The sequence below is a fragment of the Marinobacter sp. AN1 genome (assembly GCF_026013985.1).
Classification (GTDB): Bacteria; Pseudomonadota; Gammaproteobacteria; order Pseudomonadales; family Oleiphilaceae; genus Marinobacter; species Marinobacter segnicrescens.
Genome location: NZ_CP110342.1, coordinates 947,715 through 967,896, shown reverse-complemented (window position 1 = coordinate 967,896; position 20,182 = coordinate 947,715). Strand labels below are relative to the sequence as shown.

The following is a 20,182-nucleotide window of genomic DNA, read 5'->3' as shown; positions in this document are numbered from 1 at the left end:
GGTTTCATTCTGGAACAGACATAGACCGTTGAGACTGCAACAATGGGCGACATAGACGATCGCTGGCTTTCTATCGCTGAAATTTCCCAGTACCTCGGTGTATCCAACGACACCGTGTACAAGTGGATCGAACACAAAGAGCTACCGGCTCATAAGATTGGCCGGCTCTGGAAGTTCAAGAAAGATGAAGTTGACGATTGGGTTCGGTCTGGGAAAGCGGCGGAGAAGTAAGGACACAAGCACATGATCAAATTGGAAGACATCAAGAAAGACGCCCAGATTCGAGGCATCCAGGGCGAAGAGATCGTCCGTATAGTACAAACCGAGCCCGTGGGTGAGCATGCTCTGACTATCTACTACAAAGACAGCCAGGGCCGACTCAACGAACAAATGCTATTCCGCTCTGATGAAGCCCGCCTGGAACTGGCACAGGCTGGCCGCCCTTGGGCGTTTGATGCACCCGGTGCCGACTTCAAGCTTGGCCTGGAAGCCTACCGAATCACCCAGGCCGCTTTATTCGATCCCATGATGGCGGTTCACACCTCCAACGTCGAACCGTTACCACACCAGATCTCAGCAGTTTACGAGTCCATGCTACCCCGCCAGCCTCTGCGATTTGTGCTGGCAGATGACCCGCGCCGGCAAAACCATCATGGCAGGCCTGCTCATTCGGGAGCTGCTCATGCGGGCTGATGCCAAGCGTGTGCTGATTGTCTCCCCAGGTGGGCTAACCGAACAGTGGCAAGACGAAATGCTGGAGAAGTTCGGCGTTCAGTTCGAGATCTTCAGCCGCGAAAAGCAGGAACAGTGCGCCTCTGGCAACTACTTCGACGAAGCCAACCTGCTTATCTGTCGCCTTGACCAGCTATCCCGCAATGAAGACTTCCAGGAGAAGCTCAAGAACACCGAGTGGGATCTGATCATCGTAGACGAAGCCCACAAGCTCTCGGCCAACTACTTTGGCAGCAAGGTCAATAAAACCAAGCGCTTCCAGCTTGGCGAACTACTGGGCTCGATCACCCGGCACTTCCTGCTGATGACGGCTACACCTCACAACGGTAAGGAAGAAGACTTCCAGATCTGGCTCTCGCTGCTCGATGGCGACCGCTTCTACGGCAAGTTCCGAGAAGGCGCACACAAGGTTGATGTATCAGACATGATGCGCCGTATGGTTAAGGAAGAGCTGCTCAAGTTTGATGGCACGCCCCTGTTCCCGGAACGTCGAGCTTACTCTGCCAACTATCAGCTGTCTGATGCTGAGGCAGAGCTCTACGCACAGGTCACCGACTACGTCCGCAACGAAATGAACCGGGCGGATAATCTGGATGGTAAACGCAGAGGCACCGTAGGCTTCGCCCTCACCCAACTGCAGCGTCGTTTAGCTTCCAGCCCCGAAGCCATCTACCAGTCCTTGAAGCGCCGGCGCAAACGTCTGGAATCCCGGCTGGAAGAGATGAAGCTCGTTGCCCGGGGCCAGTCGGTTTCACAGACCAAGAACAACGGCATTGCTGAGACTCTTGGAGAGTACCAGGTCACCAAGAAGCTCGACATTCCGGACAACATCGACGAACTCGAAGACGATGAACTCAGCGCAGAAGAATACGAAATCCTCTCTGAGCAGGTCGTAGACCAGGCCACAGCTGCCGAGACCATTCCGGAGCTGGAAGCTGAAATCGTGATCCTCAAGGATCTGGAATATCAGGCAAGGACGGTAGTGCAGTCTGGCAACGACAAGAAATGGGAAGAGCTCTCCCACCTGTTGCAAGACCGTCCCGAGATGTACACCGCCAGTGACAGTCGCCGCAAGCTCATTATCTTCACCGAGCACAAGGACACCCTGAACTACCTGGTGCACCGCATCTCCGGCATGCTGGGAGACCCTAGTGCCGTGATCACCATTCACGGGGGAACCAACCGGGATGACCGCCGTAAGGCCCAGGAAGAGTTCCGCAATAACCCCGAGGTATTGGTGTTGGTAGCCACCGATGCTGCAGGGGAAGGCGTTAACCTGCAAAACGCCAACCTCATGGTCAACTACGACCTTCCCTGGAACCCCAACCGCTTGGAACAGCGCTTTGGTCGTATTCACCGGATCGGACAAACTGAGGTCTGCCATCTTTGGAACCTTGTGGCCAACGAAACCCGTGAAGGCGAGGTTTTCAAAAAACTGTTCGACAAACTCGAGGTCGAGAAACAGGCGTTGGGCGGCAAGGTATTCGACATTCTTGGCGAAGCCTTCGAGAACCAGTCACTCAAGGATCTATTGGTCGAGGCCATTCGCTACGGCGAGTCCCCCGAGGTTAAAGCCAAGCTCAATCAGGTCATTGATAGTGCCTTGAATACCGAACACCTCAAGGAAATCCTTAAGCGGAATGCGCTGGTTGAACAGCACATGTCCCTGCAGGATCTTTACGCGGTAAAAGAGGAGATGGAAAAGGCCGAGGCGCGCAAGCTCCAGCCCTACTTCATCCGAGCCTTCTTCACTGAAGCGTTCCAGACGTTGAGTGGTGAGATGCGCCAACGAGAGTCGGGCCGCTACGAGGTGCGTCATGTGCCCGCAGCCATCCGCGAGCGAGACCGGATTATCGGGGAAAGCCGCACACCGGTGCTCAAAAAATACGAGCGTATCTGCTTTGAAAAGCAGCTGATCCGTGTGCCAGGTAAGCCGATGGCAGACCTAATTCACCCCAACCACCCACTCATGGCTGCTACTACTGATCTGGTGCTATCCGCCCATCGAAGCAAGCTAAAGCAGGGTGCGGTACTGGTAGACCCCAACGACGACGGGATCGAACCGAAAGTCCTGTTTATGGTGGATCACAGCATCCGCGAGAGTGAACACCAGAGCACCGATGGCAAGTCCGTCATCGCATCCCGCCGCCTGCAGTTCGTTGAGATCGACCAGAACGGCGACACCCACCATGCAGGCTGGGCGCCACACCTGGATCTCCAGCCTATCGACGACTACGACCACAAGCTGATTCAGGACATTCTCAGTGCACCCTGGATCACGGGTAACCTTGAAGCCCTGGCCCTTAACCACGCCTCTCAAAAGCTGGTTCCAGAACACTATCAGGAAGTAAAAACTCGCCGCGAGAGACAAGCTGACAAGGTGCTCGCCGCCGTTAACGAGAGACTGGTTAAAGAGATCAATTACTGGTCAGATCGCTACATCAAACTCAGTGACGACGTGGCCGCCGGCAAGCAGCCCCGCATGCAGCCCGAAATGGCACGTCGCCGCGTGGATGAGCTCACTGAGCGCCTCGCCCAGCGCAAGCGAGAGCTGGAAGCCATGAAAAACGTCGTTTCCAGTACCCCAGTCGTTATCGGCGGGGCATTGGTCATACCTCAAGGGTTACTAGCCATGCGCAAAGGCGAAACGACGTTCACCGCTGATGCCCAGGCCCGCGCTCGGATTGAACAGGTGGCCATGCAGGCCGTCATCCGGCACGAAGAGTCCCTTGGCCACACCACCAAAGACGTATCCGCTGAGAAGTGCGGCTGGGACATCACTGCTCGCCCCTCTACCCTACCCGATGGCTCGTTGCCGCAAGACCGGCACATCGAAGTAAAAGGCCGAGCAAAGGGCCAGGAAGTGATCACAGTGAGCCGCAACGAGATTCTCTATGCGCTCAACCAGGCAGACAAATTCTGGCTGGCCATTGTGCTGGTTGATGGGGACGAATACGAAGGCCCTTACTACGTGAAGAATCCGTTCACCACCGAGCCGGACTTCGGCGTGCCATCAGTGAACTATGAATTGAAATACCTGCTGTCGAAAGCAGAGCCCCAGGAGGCCGGCGCATGAGACTTGATAAGCTGCGGTTAAAAAACTTCCGCTGTTTTTCCGAGATTGAGCTTGAACTCAACGACAAGCTCACGGTCCTGGTGGCTGAGAACGGCCAGGGTAAATCAGCCCTTTTGGATGCCATCCGCATCGCGTTATGGCCTTATGTCAGCAGTTTCGACTTGGCCCGTCCAGCGTTCACTGATCCGAGCAATAACATTTCAATCAATGATGTACGGTTGGTTCGAATGCCGAACAACGATATGGCTCGCCAATTACCAACCGAAATTGCAATGAAAGGAGACTTTGGCGCCGGAAAGAGTGAGACTTGGGTTCGCTACCGGGATAGTGAGGCAAAATCTACCAAGACAAAGGAAAGAGAAGCCACCAGCAAACTAAAGAACTGGGCCAACAGTATCCAGTCACAGATCAGAAACCCGGAAAAGCCCGTGTTGGATCTTCCGGTATTCGGATACTACGGAACTGGACGGTTGTGGTCTCCAAAGCGACTGATGCCAGATTCCAGGCTGAGAGATAACTCCAGAGATTCTGACTTCTACATTCGTACATTTGCATACCAGAACTGCCTGGACCCCGCCTCCACCTACAAGCATTTCAAAAAGTGGTTTATATGGGCTTATGAAAGCCTGAATGAACAACTTCTGAGGGATATGAAGGGGCACTCCAACGAAGGTGAGCTCCGTCAGGCACAAGACAGAGTCCAAGTAGTTCAGAGGGTAATCGATACCTTTCTAAAGCCGATTACCGGATGGCATACACTGGAATACAGCATAACGCGAGAGCACTCGCTCATCTTGCATCATGATGAACAAGGCACTCTCGATGTAGAACAACTTAGCGACGGCATTCGCAGCATGCTCGCCATGGTGGGTGACATTGCCTACCGATGCATAAAGCTGAATCCGCAGTTGGGCGCGGAAGCAGCCCAGCAGACCACTGGCGTTGTAATGATCGACGAAGTGGACATGCACCTACACCCACGCTGGCAGCAAGTGGTCCTTGGCCAGTTGAGGGAGGCCTTTCCCAAAGTACAGTTCATCGTAACGACCCATAGCCCACAGGTATTGACCACGGTAGCTCGGGGATTCATCCGTGTTCTGAGAGCCGACGAAAACGGGATCTCAGTGGAAGTGCCCGAGTTCAGTCCACTGGCCCACGAATCCGGCGATGCCCTGGCTCAGATTATGGGCACCCAAAGGGAGCCTGAGCTGCCACTCCAGGATGATATTCGCGCCTTTGAACAATTGGTTAGAGCCGGACAAGAAGCTTCCGCAGAAGCCCAGGAAATGCGCGCCAAGCTAGAACAAGCTGGCTACCAGTTCCACGAAAGCGACCTCACCACTTGGCGTTTTCTGGCCGAACGCAAGAAGAACAGGGAGTCCTAACTGTGGTGGAGCTACAACACCGAGTAGGAGGAATACCTGCTCTGCAAGACTTTCTAACGAACAATCCCAATGCAGGAGTATCAGACTGGGGAAGCCAGACCTTCCAGCCAGTCAAACAGCTGGTTAAACAGGCGCTCAACCAGGATCAGCAAGGATTATGTGCCTACTGTGAGCGAAGGCTGGCAGAGACGGACGGACAGATCGACCACATCAAGCCCAAAGGTGGTGCAAACGGGCATCCACAACTGTGCTTTAGCTATTCCAACTATGCCCACAGCTGCATTAACCCAAAGACCTGTGGACAGAAGAAAGGGGAAGGCCTGTTACCGATTGAGCCAGGCCCGGACTGTAACAGCCAATGGACACTATCCACGGACGGCACCATTGAGCCCATCGCAGGCTTAACCCGTGCCCAAAGGCACACGGCAAACCAGACTCGGGACATGCTCGGGCTCAACAAAGACTCGGCCCTGGTGGACGACCGCCAAAAATGGTTAAAAAGCGCACTGGCTGTGCTCAGAGAGTCGCCCAACGACATCAACGCTTTTATTAACAACGCGCCTTTCCGCCACATCCTGGCGACAGTGCTTTAATACCGGAAGAAAGACCGTATGACCGCTATCAAATCCCCCAAGAAGCTCATCGAAGTGGCCCTGCCGCTGGACGATATCAACGTAGCGGCGGCGCGTGAGAAGTCCATCCGCCATGGCCATCCCAGCACCCTTCACCTCTGGTGGGCGCGCCGCCCTCTGGCCGCTGCACGCGCGGTATTGTTTGCACAGCTGGTGAATGATCCCGGCTACCAGCGAGAGCTGGGTTATGGGGTGAACAAGAAAGAAGCGGAAATCAAGCGGGAGAAGCTGTTCCAGATCATTCGCGATCTAGTGAAGTGGGAAAACACCAACAACGAGGAGGTGCTGAACCGCGCCAGGGAGGCCATCCGGGAAAGCTGGCGTGAAACCTGCCACCTCAATCGTAATCATCCGCAGGCGGCGGAGCTGTTCAACCCAGATAGACTACCTGCCTTCCACGATCCCTTTGCCGGGGGCGGTGCCATTCCACTGGAAGCCCAGCGGCTGGGGCTGGAAAGCTATGCGAGCGACCTGAATCCGGTTGCGGTGATGATCAACAAAGCGATGATCGAGATTCCGCCCAAGTTTGCCGGCCAACCACCGGTAGGCCCGCTGCCGGATGGCGAGAAACAGCAGAACATGATGGAAGACTGGGCCGGTGCCAAAGGCTTAGCCGAAGACGTGCGCCGCTATGGCCACTGGATGCGGGAGGAAGCCTTTAAGCGGATTGGGCACCTTTATCCAAAGTTCAAGATTACCCATGAAATGGTCGTCGAGCGCCCAGACTTGAAAGCCTACGAAGGGGAAGAACTGACAGTGATAGCCTGGCTTTGGGCCAGAACCGTGAAAAGCCCCAACCCGGCTTTTAGCCATGTAGAGGTGCCTCTCGCCTCCAGCTTTGTGATATCTGGCAAAAAGGGTAAAGAAGCCTATGTTGTGCCTGTCGTTGAGGGTGACAAGTATCACTTTGAAATTAAAGTCGGCAATCCACCGCAAGAGGCCAAAGATGGCACCAAAGCTGGCGGGCGGGGAGCTAATTTCAACTGTCTAGTATCTGGTTCGCCAATTGATGGGAAGTACATTAAGGCTGAGGGTCAAGCTGGTCGCATGAAGCAACGCTTGATGGCTGTCGTTGCAGAAGGAAACCGTGGCCGTGTCTATCTTTCGCCAACCAGTGAAATGGAGACTGTCGCGAATCAGGCCGAACCATATTGGGCGCCTTCTGGAGATGTACCCGCGAGGCTGACGGGCGGCACATGTGTTCCATATGGGCTGAGAGAGTGGGGTAACCTCTTCACCCCCCGCCAGCTGGTAGCCTTAACCACCTTCTCCGATCTGGTGCAGGAAGCTCGTGAAAAAGCCATTGCCGACGCCAAAGCTGCCGGCCTGCCGGATGATGGTCAAGGCCTGGCCCAACGCGGTGCCGGGGCTACGGCTTATGGGGAGGCCGTGGCTGTGTATTTAGCGTTCGTTATAGAGCAGGTTGCAAATCACAGCTCAACTGTTTGTGGTTGGAATTCAGCGAATACACAAATGCGGAGTGTTTTTGCACGTCAAGCGATTCCGATGACGTGGGATTATGCCGAAAGTAATATTTTCTGCTCTTCTTCAGGAAGCTTCAACAATCTATTCGAAAGAATGATCAAGGGCTTTGTCGCTTTGGGGTGTGGCCATCCGGGAATTGCTCAACAAGCGGATGCGGCTGTTCAGGACATTTCAAGCAATAAGGTTATTTCTACAGACCCGCCTTACTATGACAATATTGGCTATGCTGATCTTTCAGACTTTTTTTATGTTTGGATGCGAAGAGCACTGCGAGGCATTTATCCGAGCTTGTTCGCGACCATGGCTGTACCAAAAGCGGAAGAACTCGTTGCAACACCATATCGCCATGGCGGGCGGGACAAGGCCGAAACTTTCTTCATGGATGGCATGACACGCGCCATCCACAATATGGCAGAGAAATCCCACCCTTCGTTTCCTACAACAATCTATTACGCGTTTAAGCAGTCAGAAACTCAGGATAACAGCACAACCAGTACTGGGTGGGTGACCTTCCTTGAGGCAGTTATTCAGGCTGGATTTTCTATTGACGGCACATGGCCAGTACGAACAGAAAAACAGGGCCGGGTTATCGGTAATGGCACCAACGCACTGGCGTCTTCAGTGGTTCTGGTCTGCCGCAAACGCGAAACCAATGCGGAATCCATCTCCCGACGCGATTTCCAACGGCAACTGCGGGAAGAAATGCCCGAGGCTCTGGAAACCATGATCGGAGGTCAGACAGGCCAAACACCCATTGCGCCCGTTGACTTGGCTCAGTCCGCCATAGGCCCTGGGATGGCTATCTACTCTAAATACGAAGCGGTGCTGAACCAGGACGGCAGCCGCATGAGTGTGCACGATGCCCTGGTGCTGATTAACCGCGCCATTACTGAGTACCTGAGCCCGGACTCTGGTAGCTTCGATGCCGATACCCAGTTCTGTTCCAGCTGGTTCGAACAGTATGGCTGGAGTGCGGGTCAGTTTGGCGAAGCCGACACCCTGGCGCGCGCCAAGGGCACCAGCGTGGATGGCGTCAAGGCCGCTGGCGTGGCCGAATCCGGTAGCGGCAAAGTGCGCTTGCTGAAATGGTCTGAGTACGAATCCGACTGGGATCCCACCAAAGACGATCGAACCCCAGTATGGGAAGCTTGCCATCAGATGATCCGCCGCTTGAACAACCACGGCGAATCCGCCGCAGGCGAGCTTCTGGCAAAAATGCCTGAGAAGGGCGAAGCGATCCGTCAGCTGGCCTATCATCTGTACACATTGTGCGAACGCAAGAAGTGGGCCGAAGAAGCCCGCGCCTACAACGAGTTGATCGGTTCGTGGCACGCCATTGTCGAGGCCTCCCACGATACGGGCCACAAGGGCGAACAACACGGACTGGATTTTTAAGGAGTAAGCCATGAGTTTGAAACCCTGGAGCGAAATAGCCCGGCCACACAAAGATGTTCTGGAGGGCACGTTCAAGCAGTCTGAGTTCGCTGCAGACATCACTCAGGTAGCAACCGGCACAGCGCCGGAGGAGTACCAGAACGCAGAGAAGTTCTTTTCGCGCACCTACATTACCGAAGGGATGCGCCTGCTCCTGATCTCTGTCGCGCAGCGCCTCGCTGGCCAGAGCGGCGACCCTGTTGTTCAGCTGCAAACTGCTTTTGGTGGCGGTAAAACCCACACCATGTTGGCCGTGTACCACCTAGCAAGCCGCAAGGTGAGTACCGATAAGCTGATGGGTATTCCTCCGGTGCTGGATGAAGCCGGCATTACCGAGCTCCCTACCGCACGTATGGCTGTGATCGATGGCATTCAGCTGTCACCCAGCCAGGTTCGCACCTACGGTTCCACCACCGTAAACACGCTTTGGGGCGAGCTGGCTTGGCAACTGCTGGGCGAGGAGGGCTACGCACTGGTCGCGGATAGTGATCGAGATGGCACCTCACCGGGAAAGGAGAGCCTGAAACAGCTGCTCACCCGCGCAGCTCCCTGCGTGATTCTGGTAGACGAGCTGGTTGCGTACATCCGCCAGCTGGAACTGGGTAAGCAATACAAAGGCGGTACCTTCGATAGCAACATCAGCTTTATCCAGGCACTGACCGAGGCACTGAAGGCTGTACCCAATGCCATTCTCCTGGCCTCACTCCCAGAGTCCGAGCTCGAGGTGGGCGGCACAATGGGCCAGCGGACGCTGAACTCACTGGAGAAATACTTTGCCCGGGTGGAATCCGTATGGAAGCCCGTTGGCTCCAGCGAAGCATTCGAGATCGTGCGCCGCCGGCTATTTGAGAGCTCTGGTGAACGGGCCGAAGTTGAAGGCATCAGCCGCCAGTTCTCGGACTTCTACCGTCAAAACGCTGAAAAATTCCCGGTAGAGACTCAGTCCAACGAATACTATGATCGGCTCTGCTCTTCCTACCCGATTCACCCAGAGGTCTTCGACCGACTCTATGAAGACTGGTCTACGCTCGATAAATTCCAGCGTACTCGCGGTGTTCTCCAGTACATGGCCATCGTCATCCACCGCCTTTGGAATGATGGTAACCGTGACGCCTTGATCATGCCTGGCTCGTTGCCCCTGGATGACGCCAATGTGCGCAACAAGAGCATTCACTACCTGCCCCAAGGCTGGGAGCCCGTCATTGAGAAGGAAGTGGATGGGCCAAGGTCGGTACCCGCAGATATTGACGGCCACCACACCCTGTTCGGCGGTGTTCAAGCCGCCCGCCGAACTGCAAGAACCATCTTCCTCGGCAGTGCTCCTTCAACCCAGGCAGAAATGATTCGTGGTGTTCAGACCGAGCGCATACTGCTTGGCTCTGTTCAGCCTGGCCAGACCATTGGTGTGTTTGAGGATGTGCTCAAGCGCCTGCGGGATCGGCTGCATTACCTGTATGCAGAGCAAGACCGCTACTGGCTGGACACCAAGCCGAACCTGCGCCGCGAGATGGAGAGCCGCAAGCAGAATATCAGCGAGCGGGACGATGTGATTCCGTTACTGGAAGATCGCGTTGGTCAGTTTTTCAGAGGACAGAACCACCAGTTTTCAGGCATCCATGTGTTTAGGTCGTCTGCAGATGTCCCAGATGACTATGGAACCGGGCCTCGCCTTGTCGTGCTCCCACTGGATGCAGGCTATAGCCGCACCGAGACCAACCAGGCCTACGGGCAGGCTGAGAAGATCCTGCGCAACCGCGGTGAACAACCCCGCCAGAAACAGAACCGCTTGCTGTTCCTGGCCCCGGACTTCGATGTGGTAGGACGGTTAAAAGAACAAACCAGGATCTACCTAGCCTGGCGCTCCATCGTGACGGATATCGAGAATGGAACGCTTAATCAGGATCTGTCACACCTCAAGCAATCCGAGCGGAGTCGGGATGCCGCAGGGCAAAGCCTTGGCCAGCTTATCCGGGAAACCTGGAAGTGGCTGATGGCACCGGTTGAAAGCTTCGTTAAAGGCCGCCCAGAGCTCAGCTGGGAGGTCGTGACTGTCCCTCCAACTGCGCCCTACCTCGTCAAGAGCATTGAGGAAAAGCTTAGGGAAGAAGAATGGCTGGTCTACGAGTGGTCACCCATCCACTTGCGCAAGGTACTCTCAGACTGGTACCTGAAGGACGGCGTTACCGAAATCAGCGCGCTGAAGGTATGGCAGGACAGCTGCCATTACCTCTATCTACCGCGCCTGGTTAACGACCAGGTGTTCCGGAATGCTATCGCTCAAGGCGTGGAGTCTGAGGACTACTTCGGCTTTGCATCTGGAAAGGAAGGCGACCGTTATCTTGGCTTCTCATTCGGCCGAACTCGCTTGCTGACCTGACCGAGTCTTCTCTACTGATCGAGCGTGAGACGGCAGCAGCCTATGCCGAGAAGCTTCGTGCAGCAGAACAACTAACCCCTCCCACCGGAGGTGAGGTACCAGGAGCTGGAGGCACAACACCGCCGCCAGCCGGCGACCCGGGCAGCCCACTGACTCCCCCGGGTGTCCCCGGCGGTCAACCGGGTGGTGCGGCTACCCCGCAACCGGCAGTAACGGGCACAGCCAAGAGCCACTTCTATGGAACAGTGGAGCTCGATGCCGTTAAAGCCAAGATGGATTTCGCCACCATCATGGACGAGGTCGTTCAGCAGTTCACAGCGCAGTTGGGTGTTGATGTAACCATATCCGTGGAGATAGAGGCCCGGAAGAAGGATGGCTTTGACGAGTCGCTGCAGCGAACCATCAAGGAGAACTGCAACGTGCTGAGGTTCAGCTCTTCGGAGTTTGAGGAAGACTGACCTCGGAGAATCATAGGAGTAGTATCTATGGATCCCCTAACCGCCGGCGCGCTGGTATCCATGCTGATTGCAATGCTCTCAGCCATATACGCGCGCCGCTCGGTGAACCAGGCTCGTCATGCAAATGACATTGGGCGCCTGAATGCACTGTTAGCGCTCAGAACCCACTACCTCGAACTAATGGCCAGGCAAGCAGAGCTAGCCAAGGCGCTTCAAGGAACAAGTGGCGAGAACAAGGCCAACAACGCTTACACCGATCTCGACACCGAGCTGCGGGAAGTGAACCAGACAATCAGAAAGTACCACCGGACAGTTACCAAGGACGACACTCCTGTTAACTATCAGGATGTGGGCTGCCGCAAGTAACTAGAACCACTGTTTCCGTGGATACCAGCTTGGATACCTGGTTGGATACCAGTAGATCCGTGCAAAGCAGACGCTGTGAGAGCATGCCGAATCCCTGCGTACCAGGGTGCGTACCAGTTAGTGCGTACCAAAACTGAGCGGGCGGTAGAGCAGCAGCCGTTAAGTCCGGACAGTTAACAACCACCTCACACTGAGGGCGCCTGTTAACCTACGACGCAACAGCTGTTGCATAGCATGCTATCCAAATGCACGACCAAAACACGCGGCCTCGATTTTTTTCATTTAAAAACAGTTAGTTGAGAGAACCCATCTTTATTGCCAACGCTCTCTCGACGCTCCACACATGGGCAAACCGTGTTGCGTAAAGTGTTGCGTATGCTGTTAACCCCACTGTTAACCAGCCTACAGTCGTAATTACCTACGCAGTATCGTTGGCTGGAATCGTTCGGTACAAGAAATCCATAAAGTGACAGGGAAGGAGACCACAAGCATGCTGGATGGAGTACGCCACAAAATCAAATATCGGCTCAGCAAGGAGTACCGGAGGGAGGTAGACGCTCTCGAAGAAATAAAGAGAACATTCACCCAGCTTCCCAGATGTCAGCCCTACGTGATCGTCGCCAACCCCGACTACGGAGAAGGCGAGTACCAGGCAACGATTACCATGCCGGCCATAGACCTGCTGGCCTGGGTCAACGCTAAACTCGAGAGCGGCAGTCCGCTATATACTGACAAGGTGTTCCTTCCGCTGCTCCGGGACTGGCTGAGAGATGCCGAAGAAAGCGGCAGCGAGCAGAGCCGGTTTCCAGCAATCGCTTACGAGGTAATAGAACGTGAGATAAAGGATTGGATAGAGAAAGGACTTACCACAGTTTACTGCCCTTCCTGTGCCTCGGAGATTCAAGGCTTCCACAAAGCCGAAAAAGACCGTTGGAACGCCGGCAACAGCCTGTACTTCTGGACAGACAACTGGGTATGTCCGGCTGGCCACCTGCTATACCGCCGAAACGAGTGGATGCACATCAACCGGTTGAGTCACCGGATAGACACCCGGAACTGGTAGATGGACCGCAGCTGTCCCATGGGACACTCATGGGACACTTGACCACAAACTTCCAGCAAACCTGACAACATGCCGCAACACAGAAACGACGTAACCCTATGATTTATATGCCGCCTAGTCTCGTGCTTTATCGTGAGCAGCGGTATTCACGAGATTGAAAATCCCCGTGTCGGTGGTTCGATTCCGCCTCCGGGCACCATTAGAATTCAGACGAAGCCCGCCTTGTGCGGGCTTTGTTGTTTCAAGGCCTGACCAATGGGCAAGCCACAAGCTGAACCTACTGCGCCCTACCCCCCAATTCCGCCACCGGCAATACCCCCGCCAGCCCCAGGAAGTGGAACACGACGGTCAGCACTCCGAACACCAGCACCAGCAAAATGCCAGCCTGCCCACCCGGAGCCATAAAGCCTGACCGGCCACCTTTCAGCATTCTTGATTTCCTGGCCAGCAGGGCCGGGATAATGCATGTCCAGACTGCCGCGGCTGCACCGGCATAGCCGATAGCCAGCACGAAGCCGAAAGGGGCCAGCAGCGAGAGCAATAGCGGCGGAATAAAGGTGAGGGCCCAGGTTCGGGTGCGCCCCTTCCGGTCGTTGCGAAAGCCGAGCAGGTCTGCCATGAAGTCGAAGGTGCCGAGGCCAACGCCCACAAACGAGGACAATATCGCTGCCGCTGAGAAGGCACTGATGATATTTGCCACCTGCTCGGAGTCGATAGCAAACGACAGGGCTGCCAGCAGGGCATTCACGTCACCACCCCGGGCGACCACAGGCCCGAAGTCGGCCCTCGGCAAATTGCCGAAGATACTGATCAGCCACGCCAGGTAGAGCATCAGCGCGATCAGGGTCCCACCGAGAATGGCCTTCTGCGCCTTGCGTTCGTCACCGTAATAGGCGCGCAGGGACGCCACCGAATGGTGGTAGCCAAACGATGTCAGTGCCACTGGCAACAGGGCCAGGGCATAGGGCGCGTAGTGACCGCCCACGTTCGAGGTATCGAACAGAATATCGAAATCGATCCTGGCCGCGAGGCCGGAGATCCCCAGCACGAAGCTCAGCACCATGAAGGTGACAAGCACAACCGACAGCCGGTCAACCGCTCGTGTGGAGTGCCAGACAACCAGTGAAAACACGGCAACAAAGGCAACGGAGGCAAGCTTGCTGTTGACGCCCGTCAGGTCGTGGATAATCAGCCCGGAGGATGTGATGTAGGCGTAGAGCAGTATGCCACCCACAAAGTAGACCATCAGGTTGCTGAGGATATTAACCTTCGCCCCGAGAAGGGACCTTGTAACGGTGTTGAACGAAGCCCTGAGGTCGTAGTGTTTGAAAGCCTCCAGCAGCATCCAGCCAGACAGCGTCATTACCGACATGGTGAGTATCAGTGCCAAGCTGGACCACAGTGTCCAGGCCCCGGCTCCGGAGCTGGGCAAGCCCAGCATACCGGCGCCCACGCACACGCCTGCAACAATGCTGGAGCCACCAACCAGGGAGGGATTACGATCACGCGTTGGCTGAACCATTACGTCATGTCAGCCATTAGTGTTCCTGGCGTCATGGACAGAAATCAGGGGGAAGACTTTCGTAAAACCACAATCATGCAGCCTTGCGAAAGTCCTCCATCCTGGCCGCCTTGTCCCGGGTGCGCTTGTACTTGCTCTTGTCCTCAACAACCCGCATCTGATACTTCGGGGTTCTCAGATCCCGCTGCACAGCACTGTGCTGGGTGGCTTTCGCCTTCTTCCTGGCCATATTGGTTTCTCCTCTGCTGGCCGCTTGGTTACCATCGGTATTATAACATTGCTGCAAATGCATGAGCGTACGCAATGCCCGTCACTCCCTGCGACCCTGGATTCCTCCATCCGCAGGACACCGGTGTCACGCGCGTTTAATTTGGCGGGTCTTCTGCTTCCGACTAGTTCCGCAAACACTCCCAGGCCCGCTTACCAGACAATTCCCGGCGCTCGGCCCGTAGCCGATTGCCCTGGTTTACGGAGTAGCCACCCGCGCGCAGCCGGCTGTCGATCCATTCGATACGCTCGACCAGGGATTGGCATTGGGCCTCGCGTTTTTGGGCGTCACTCTCACCCTTGCTGACCTTTCTACCATTGCCCTTACCGGAACCGGTCCGGGCACGCAATTCACGCCTGCCCCGGCTCACCGCCTCACTGGCGCGGATATTCCCTCGCATATCGATTTCGCTGTAGCCCTCGAACCGGAAGGGCTCATGGGCCTGTTGCGCCGGCGCCGTGTCACCGTAGTGAACCACGCCGTCCGGGTCGGTCCATTTATAGACCTGGGCATTGGCAGGGAATGAGATCACGAGCAAAATCGCTAACATAAGTGGGGGCTGCCATCCTGGCATTCGGGCTCTCCATGGGTTCAGAAAGCTTCGGAGGTTACCCGGCCTCAACCTCACGGGCAACGGCACGAGGTGCGCCAAGCGCCAGCGTTACGGCACCGAGGGAACAGATGGCCATGGTCAGTACGATCGGCAACAACGCATCACCAGCGTAGGTAGCGGATAGCGCACTGATGATCCCGGCAAAGGTAAACTGGGTTGCCCCCAGTAACGCCGAGGCTGTGCCGCCCAGGTGCGGGAAATACTCGAGTGCATTGGCCATGTTGTTGGGAATAATCGCGCCCATGCACCCTACCCCGACGATAATGCATCCGGCGACCACCCAGTACGGGGCCCCAAGCCAGGCAGTTGCCACCAGCGCCAACATGGCGGCGAACTGAACCAGTACACCAATACGTAGCAACATCGTGGACGGATAACTGAGAAGCAGCCGCCGGTTAAGCAGGTTCAACACCGCCATCATGCCGACATTGGCGGCAAACAGCCCTGAGAAATGCCCCTTGGACAGGCCAAACCATTCCTGGTAGATAAACGACGCATGGGTGATAAACACCAGCATGGCGCTGAAACACAGCACCTGGATACCGACAAATCGCATAGTGGTGCGGTGGGAAAGCACCAGGGCGTAATTGGTTACCAGGGTACTGAGGGGCGTGGTCACCGGCTTGTGGACGGGCAGACGATGGAACATCACCAGCTTGAGTACGAAGCCCAGGAATACCGCATAGCCGGTCAGCATCAGAAACACCGCCGGCCACTCGCCCACGGCCAATAGCAAGGCGCCAATGGATGGTGCTGCCGCAGGGGCTATAAACATGATCAGCCCGATCAGGCCAAACAGGCGGGCCGCGTCCTGCCCGTTGGTGGTATCCCGCACGATGGCCGGCACCGAGACCGCGCAGAAAGCCCCACCGATGCCCTGCACGACCCGCCAGAATAGCATTTCATCAAGGGACGCCGCCCGGGAAACCATGAACGCCGCGCAGCCAAACACCAGCAGGCCGCCCAGCAGAATCAGCTGGCGCCCATAGCGGTCGGACAATGGACCGCCCACCAGCTGGGCCAGTCCCAGGGCGCCGACATAGGCGCTCAACGTCAGCCCAATGTCGCCCAGGCCCACACCCAGGTCTGCGGCGATATCCGGAAACGCGGGCAGGTAGGCGTCCAGGGCCAGCGGCCCCAGCGCGACGGTCATTCCCAGTAGTACTGCCAGACGAAACTGCGACAAAGCACCCCTCCAAAAAGGTAGACAGCTAATCGTATTTTCCCGAAATGCGCAATCGCTATCTTTGCGGAGGGCAAGGCTACAGCAAAATAGTGGTCCAGCAGACGACGATCAGCACCAGCCCCATAAACTGCGCCGCGCTGCCCATATCCTTTGCGGACTTGGAAAGGGGATGCAATTCCAGGGAGATACGGTCAACCACATGCTCGATGGAGGAGTTGATCAACTCGATCGTCAGGGACAACAAGGGGGTCAGTAACAACAGCGCGCGCTCTACCGGGGATACATCTACCCAGAGCGCGATGGGCAACAGCACGGCATTGAGGAGCACCAGTTGCCGAAACGCGGGCTCAGTACGGAAAGCTGCCCGAAATCCCTGCATGGAGTAACCGGTAGCATTCAGAATACGACGCAGCCCGGTGCCCCCTTTAAGCTCCCGGGCTGTCTTTGGATCGGATACATCTGTCATGGATATCAGTCGCTGGCCAGAATCTGGGGGCATTATGGCAGGCCAGCGGGGGCTGTGTCCCGTGCGGAAGGAAAGCCGTTCAGGCCAGGGCGCCCAGACCACGGACCACCAACCCACCCAGGTCACATGTTAACCAGCAACACCTTCGTATCGGGCGTTTCAGTTGCGCCGCGACAGCGGTATGATCCGGTTCTGTTAAACGCACCGACAGCCCGGAACCCACATGACCAAGACGCCCCTGCCCACATCACTCACACTGCTCTGCGTTCTGTTATTGGCAGGCTGCAGCAACCCGGAAACGCCGCAGGAGGTCACCCAGGCATTCTGGGAGGCCGTCCTGGAAAACGACGGCGAAACGGCTACGGAGCTGTCCACTCTGATGGACGAATCCGGCTTTGATGGCTTTGGTGTGGACTGGACCGGGGCCCAGGTGAGCTGGGGCCGGGTCACGGTAGAGGGCGAGCACGCCAGTATCGAAACCATATTTAACGGCCTGGACGTCACCCGGGGTGAGTCCCTGGAAACCACCACCCGGCTGATCCGGATCAGTGACCAGTGGCAGGTGGACTATCACCATACCGGAGACGAGATCGAGGCCGACCGCCGGCTTGAGAGCCTGATGGGGAGCTTCCGAAGCCTGGGCGACTCCCTGCGATCCCGGTTTGCAGACGAGTCGGAAAAAGCCGCGCAGGAAATGGACCGCCTGGCCGCAGAATTCGCCACCCTCGCCGGCGACGCCGAACGGGAGCTTTCAGCCCTGGTGGAGCAGTACAGCGAAGACCTGCAGCGGGAAATGGACGAGTTTGCCCGCTCCCTGGATGAAGCCCGCCAGCAGAACCCGGATGCCAGCCCGGAAGATCAGCAGACACTGGACCAGGCCCAGCAGGCCATAAAGGACCAGAAAGAAACCCTGGAGCGAGAGGGCTCCGAGGCCGCGGCTGAGGTCAGCCAGGAACTGGCGCGGATACAACAGCAGCTGTCAGAACTGTCTGGCCAGTCCTATGACCAGCTCAAGAAGGAACTGGTCCTCTGGATGGAACAACTGAACCGGGAACTGGAAAGGCTGAACCGGCAGGCCCGGGAGCAGCAGGAGGGCCAGTAAGCCATGTCACTCACAGTCTGGCTGACGTTCGTGGTCGCAGCTGTGCTGATCTCCGTATCGCCAGGGGCAGGTGCAGTAAACACCATGAGTAACGGCCTGCAGTACGGTGTACGACGTTCGGTACCCTCCATCCTGGGCCTTCAGCTGGGTTACGGAGCACAGATATTGCTGGTCGGTGCGGGCCTGGGTGCCATCATCGCTTCATCCACCCTGGCGCTGTCGGTCATCAAGTGGTTGGGCGTTGCCTATCTGATCTGGCTAGGCATCCAGAAATGGCGTGAGCCAGTCGTCACTCATTCGGAAAGCGCCCCAGCCGAAACCAGCAACCAGAAACGTTTCTGGCAGTCGGCCTTTGTGAATCTGACCAACCCCAAGGCCACGATATTTCTGGTCGCCCTGTTCCCCCAGTTCCTGGTGGCAGGCGAGCCCCATGGACCGCAACTTGCGACCATGGGCATCACCCTGGTCCTGGTCGACTGCATGGTCATGCTGGGCTATGCGCTGCTTGCCAGCCAGCTTTACCGTTTCATGACAACACCGCGACGGCAGAAGCGCATGAACCAGGTATTCGGCAGCCTGTTTGTGGTGGCGGCCGTGGCCCTCGCCAGCTTCCGGCGGACCTGAAAACCCGGGTGACGAAGGACGCAACAAGCCTTATCCTTGCCGCCCACCGATTTCATTTTCAACAACATCCCAGGAGCCCGGCTTGACCCGCAGGATCGTTCTCTCCGTATTGCTGGCACTTCCGTTTGCAGGAGGCCTGGCCGAGGCGCGACAGATTCCTCCGGTTAGCCTGGAAATATCCGGCGAGGCTACGCCCGAACTGCTGGCAGATTTCCGCCAGGCGCTGCGGCGAATGGAGGACCGCCTCGAGAAATCCGAAAACCAGGTTGAGGCCGACAGGGTAACCGGGCAGGTTGATCTGGGGCAGTTCTGGAAAGTCGAGCAAGACATAGACTATACGGTCAATCGGACCAGCCCCCGTCAGCGTCTCAACATCATCTACCCCTTCGAGGGCGAACCACCCTATAGGACCATCGTTTACTTCCACGAAGGGGACTGGCAATCAGGCAACCGGACGGCCGCCGCAGATGCGGTCGCCTACCAGGCCATCTACCAGGGGTACGCCCTGGTCAATGTGGGGTACCGACTGGCTGACCAGGCGCTCTGGCCAGGGCAGTTGCATGACGCCAAGGCTGCCATCCGTTTCCTGCGTGCCAATGGCGAACAGTACCAGCTGGATACCGAACACCTGGTTGCCTGGGGCCGTGGCAGCGGTGGCCATATTGCACAGATGCTGGGCGCCACCAATAACAACCCGGCCGCGGAAGACCCCGGGATGGGATACGCAGAGGCATCGTCGAAGGTACAGGGTGTGGTGTCCTGGAACGGCGCATCGGATATCACCAACCTGCCGGAGCAGACCCGCGATGCCGCCGATGCATTGACGGGCTACCTGGCCTATATGAGTGAGCTGGCGCTGGAAGCCAGCCCCGTGGCGCAGGTCAGCGAAGACTTCCCGCCTATCCTGCTGGTCCATGACACCGGCAACCGTGCCGTCCCCTTTGAGCAGTCTGCCCGCATGGCCATACGGGTCAATGCCGCCACTGGTGAACCCAGGGCGACGCTGAGACTTGTTGTGAGCGGGGAGCAGACAGCCCAGGGGCTGGACCGCCCCGACGTCATGTTCCCAAGCCTCGACTTTGTGGATGCACTGCTCTATCCGCTTGATGGCAACCCACACCGGTCTTCGTTCTTTCCCGACATCCAGACAGTGGACGACACCGGGCAGCAGTGACGACGGGGCCCGACCGTTGCAGGACCGTGAATGCGCCAACCGGCCCACACCCGGTACGTTATGGTGCAAATTCTTTTAATTCTTGTTTAGCGATTGCCCACTAAATGATCTATGCTGTTTGAAAACCGTATAGAAGTTGACATGCATCAATAACAACAAAAGGGGCAACAATGAAAACGGTTCGACGCAGCGACATGATCATTCCCGCCTGGCTGGTTA

General features: G+C 56.7%; 18 protein-coding genes. 13 read left to right on the top strand and 5 right to left on the bottom strand.

Going from position 1 to position 20,182, the window contains the following annotated elements; genetic code table 11:
* The first annotated feature begins 42 nt into the window (after window positions 1-42).
* From mads1 to LJ360_RS04290, 10 genes are all read left to right on the top strand, one after another.
* Entirely contained in the window at window positions 43-231 is a 189-nt protein-coding gene (mads1, locus tag LJ360_RS04335; RefSeq protein ID WP_199456511.1) for a methylation-associated defense system helix-turn-helix domain-containing protein MAD1, read from the top strand.
* Between the two features lie 12 nt (window positions 232-243).
* Window positions 244-693 (top strand): hypothetical protein, encoded by a 450-nt coding sequence (locus LJ360_RS04330; RefSeq protein WP_264995383.1) that lies wholly within the window; start codon window positions 244-246, stop codon window positions 691-693.
* On the top strand, window positions 653-3,808 hold the full coding sequence (locus LJ360_RS04325) for a helicase-related protein (protein ID WP_264995382.1): 3,156 nt from the start codon (window positions 653-655) through the stop codon (window positions 3,806-3,808). Before LJ360_RS04330 ends, LJ360_RS04325 begins: the two co-directional genes overlap by 41 nt.
* Window positions 3,805-5,193 (top strand): AAA family ATPase, encoded by a 1,389-nt coding sequence (locus LJ360_RS04320; protein ID WP_199456504.1) that lies wholly within the window; start codon window positions 3,805-3,807, stop codon window positions 5,191-5,193. The genes LJ360_RS04325 and LJ360_RS04320 overlap by 4 nt, the downstream gene beginning before the upstream one ends.
* Window positions 5,194-5,195: 2 nt before the next feature.
* Window positions 5,196-5,786, top strand: coding sequence for a retron system putative HNH endonuclease (locus tag LJ360_RS04315; protein ID WP_264995381.1), 591 nt, complete (start codon window positions 5,196-5,198; stop codon window positions 5,784-5,786).
* Window positions 5,787-5,804: 18 nt separating this feature from the next.
* Window positions 5,805-8,705 (top strand): DUF1156 domain-containing protein, encoded by a 2,901-nt coding sequence (locus LJ360_RS04310; RefSeq protein ID WP_264995380.1) that lies wholly within the window; start codon window positions 5,805-5,807, stop codon window positions 8,703-8,705.
* Window positions 8,706-8,715: 10 nt separating this feature from the next.
* Window positions 8,716-11,121 carry an ATP-binding protein gene (locus LJ360_RS04305; RefSeq protein WP_264995379.1) on the top strand — a complete coding sequence of 802 codons (2,406 nt, stop codon included), beginning with the start codon at window positions 8,716-8,718 and terminating at the stop codon, window positions 11,119-11,121.
* Between the two features lie 245 nt (window positions 11,122-11,366).
* Window positions 11,367-11,579 (top strand): hypothetical protein, encoded by a 213-nt coding sequence (locus LJ360_RS04300; protein ID WP_264995378.1) that lies wholly within the window; start codon window positions 11,367-11,369, stop codon window positions 11,577-11,579.
* A 27-nt stretch (window positions 11,580-11,606) separates the two neighbouring features.
* Window positions 11,607-11,945 (top strand): hypothetical protein, encoded by a 339-nt coding sequence (locus LJ360_RS04295; protein WP_264995377.1) that lies wholly within the window; start codon window positions 11,607-11,609, stop codon window positions 11,943-11,945.
* A gap of 490 nt (window positions 11,946-12,435) precedes the next feature.
* Window positions 12,436-13,008 (top strand): hypothetical protein, encoded by a 573-nt coding sequence (locus tag LJ360_RS04290; RefSeq protein WP_264995376.1) that lies wholly within the window; start codon window positions 12,436-12,438, stop codon window positions 13,006-13,008.
* A gap of 277 nt (window positions 13,009-13,285) precedes the next feature.
* Here LJ360_RS04290 and LJ360_RS04285 read toward each other — a convergent pair whose 3' ends face one another.
* From LJ360_RS04285 to LJ360_RS04265, 5 genes are all read right to left on the bottom strand, one after another.
* Window positions 13,286-14,530: an aromatic amino acid transporter gene (locus tag LJ360_RS04285; protein WP_264995375.1), complete on the bottom strand. Its 1,245-nt coding sequence runs from the start codon at window positions 14,528-14,530 to the stop codon at window positions 13,286-13,288.
* 73 nt (window positions 14,531-14,603) lie between these two features.
* Complete coding sequence (locus LJ360_RS04280; RefSeq protein ID WP_177186095.1) at window positions 14,604-14,759, bottom strand: hypothetical protein; 156 nt, start codon at window positions 14,757-14,759, stop codon at window positions 14,604-14,606.
* Window positions 14,760-14,922: 163 nt separating this feature from the next.
* The gene (locus LJ360_RS04275) at window positions 14,923-15,330 is read right to left on the bottom strand and encodes a DUF4124 domain-containing protein (RefSeq protein WP_177186094.1); all 408 of its coding nucleotides are present in this window, start codon (window positions 15,328-15,330) and stop codon (window positions 14,923-14,925) included.
* A 76-nt stretch (window positions 15,331-15,406) separates the two neighbouring features.
* Window positions 15,407-16,597 (bottom strand): multidrug effflux MFS transporter, encoded by a 1,191-nt coding sequence (locus LJ360_RS04270; protein ID WP_091854582.1) that lies wholly within the window; start codon window positions 16,595-16,597, stop codon window positions 15,407-15,409.
* A gap of 76 nt (window positions 16,598-16,673) precedes the next feature.
* Window positions 16,674-17,063 carry a diacylglycerol kinase gene (locus tag LJ360_RS04265; protein WP_091854590.1) on the bottom strand — a complete coding sequence of 130 codons (390 nt, stop codon included), beginning with the start codon at window positions 17,061-17,063 and terminating at the stop codon, window positions 16,674-16,676.
* A 223-nt stretch (window positions 17,064-17,286) separates the two neighbouring features.
* Here LJ360_RS04265 and LJ360_RS04260 point away from each other — a divergent pair, with 223 nt between their 5' ends.
* The 3 genes from LJ360_RS04260 to LJ360_RS04250 all read left to right on the top strand — a co-directional run bounded on the left by LJ360_RS04260 (window position 17,287) and on the right by LJ360_RS04250 (window position 19,963).
* A complete protein-coding gene (locus LJ360_RS04260) occupies window positions 17,287-18,165 on the top strand; it encodes a hypothetical protein (RefSeq protein WP_264995374.1) in 879 nt (292 codons plus the stop codon).
* Window positions 18,166-18,168: 3 nt separating this feature from the next.
* Window positions 18,169-18,789 carry a homoserine/homoserine lactone efflux protein gene (gene rhtB, locus LJ360_RS04255; protein ID WP_264995373.1) on the top strand — a complete coding sequence of 207 codons (621 nt, stop codon included), beginning with the start codon at window positions 18,169-18,171 and terminating at the stop codon, window positions 18,787-18,789.
* A gap of 82 nt (window positions 18,790-18,871) precedes the next feature.
* The gene (locus LJ360_RS04250; protein WP_264995372.1) at window positions 18,872-19,963 is read left to right on the top strand and encodes an alpha/beta hydrolase; all 1,092 of its coding nucleotides are present in this window, start codon (window positions 18,872-18,874) and stop codon (window positions 19,961-19,963) included.
* The last annotated feature ends 219 nt before the right edge of the window (window positions 19,964-20,182 follow it).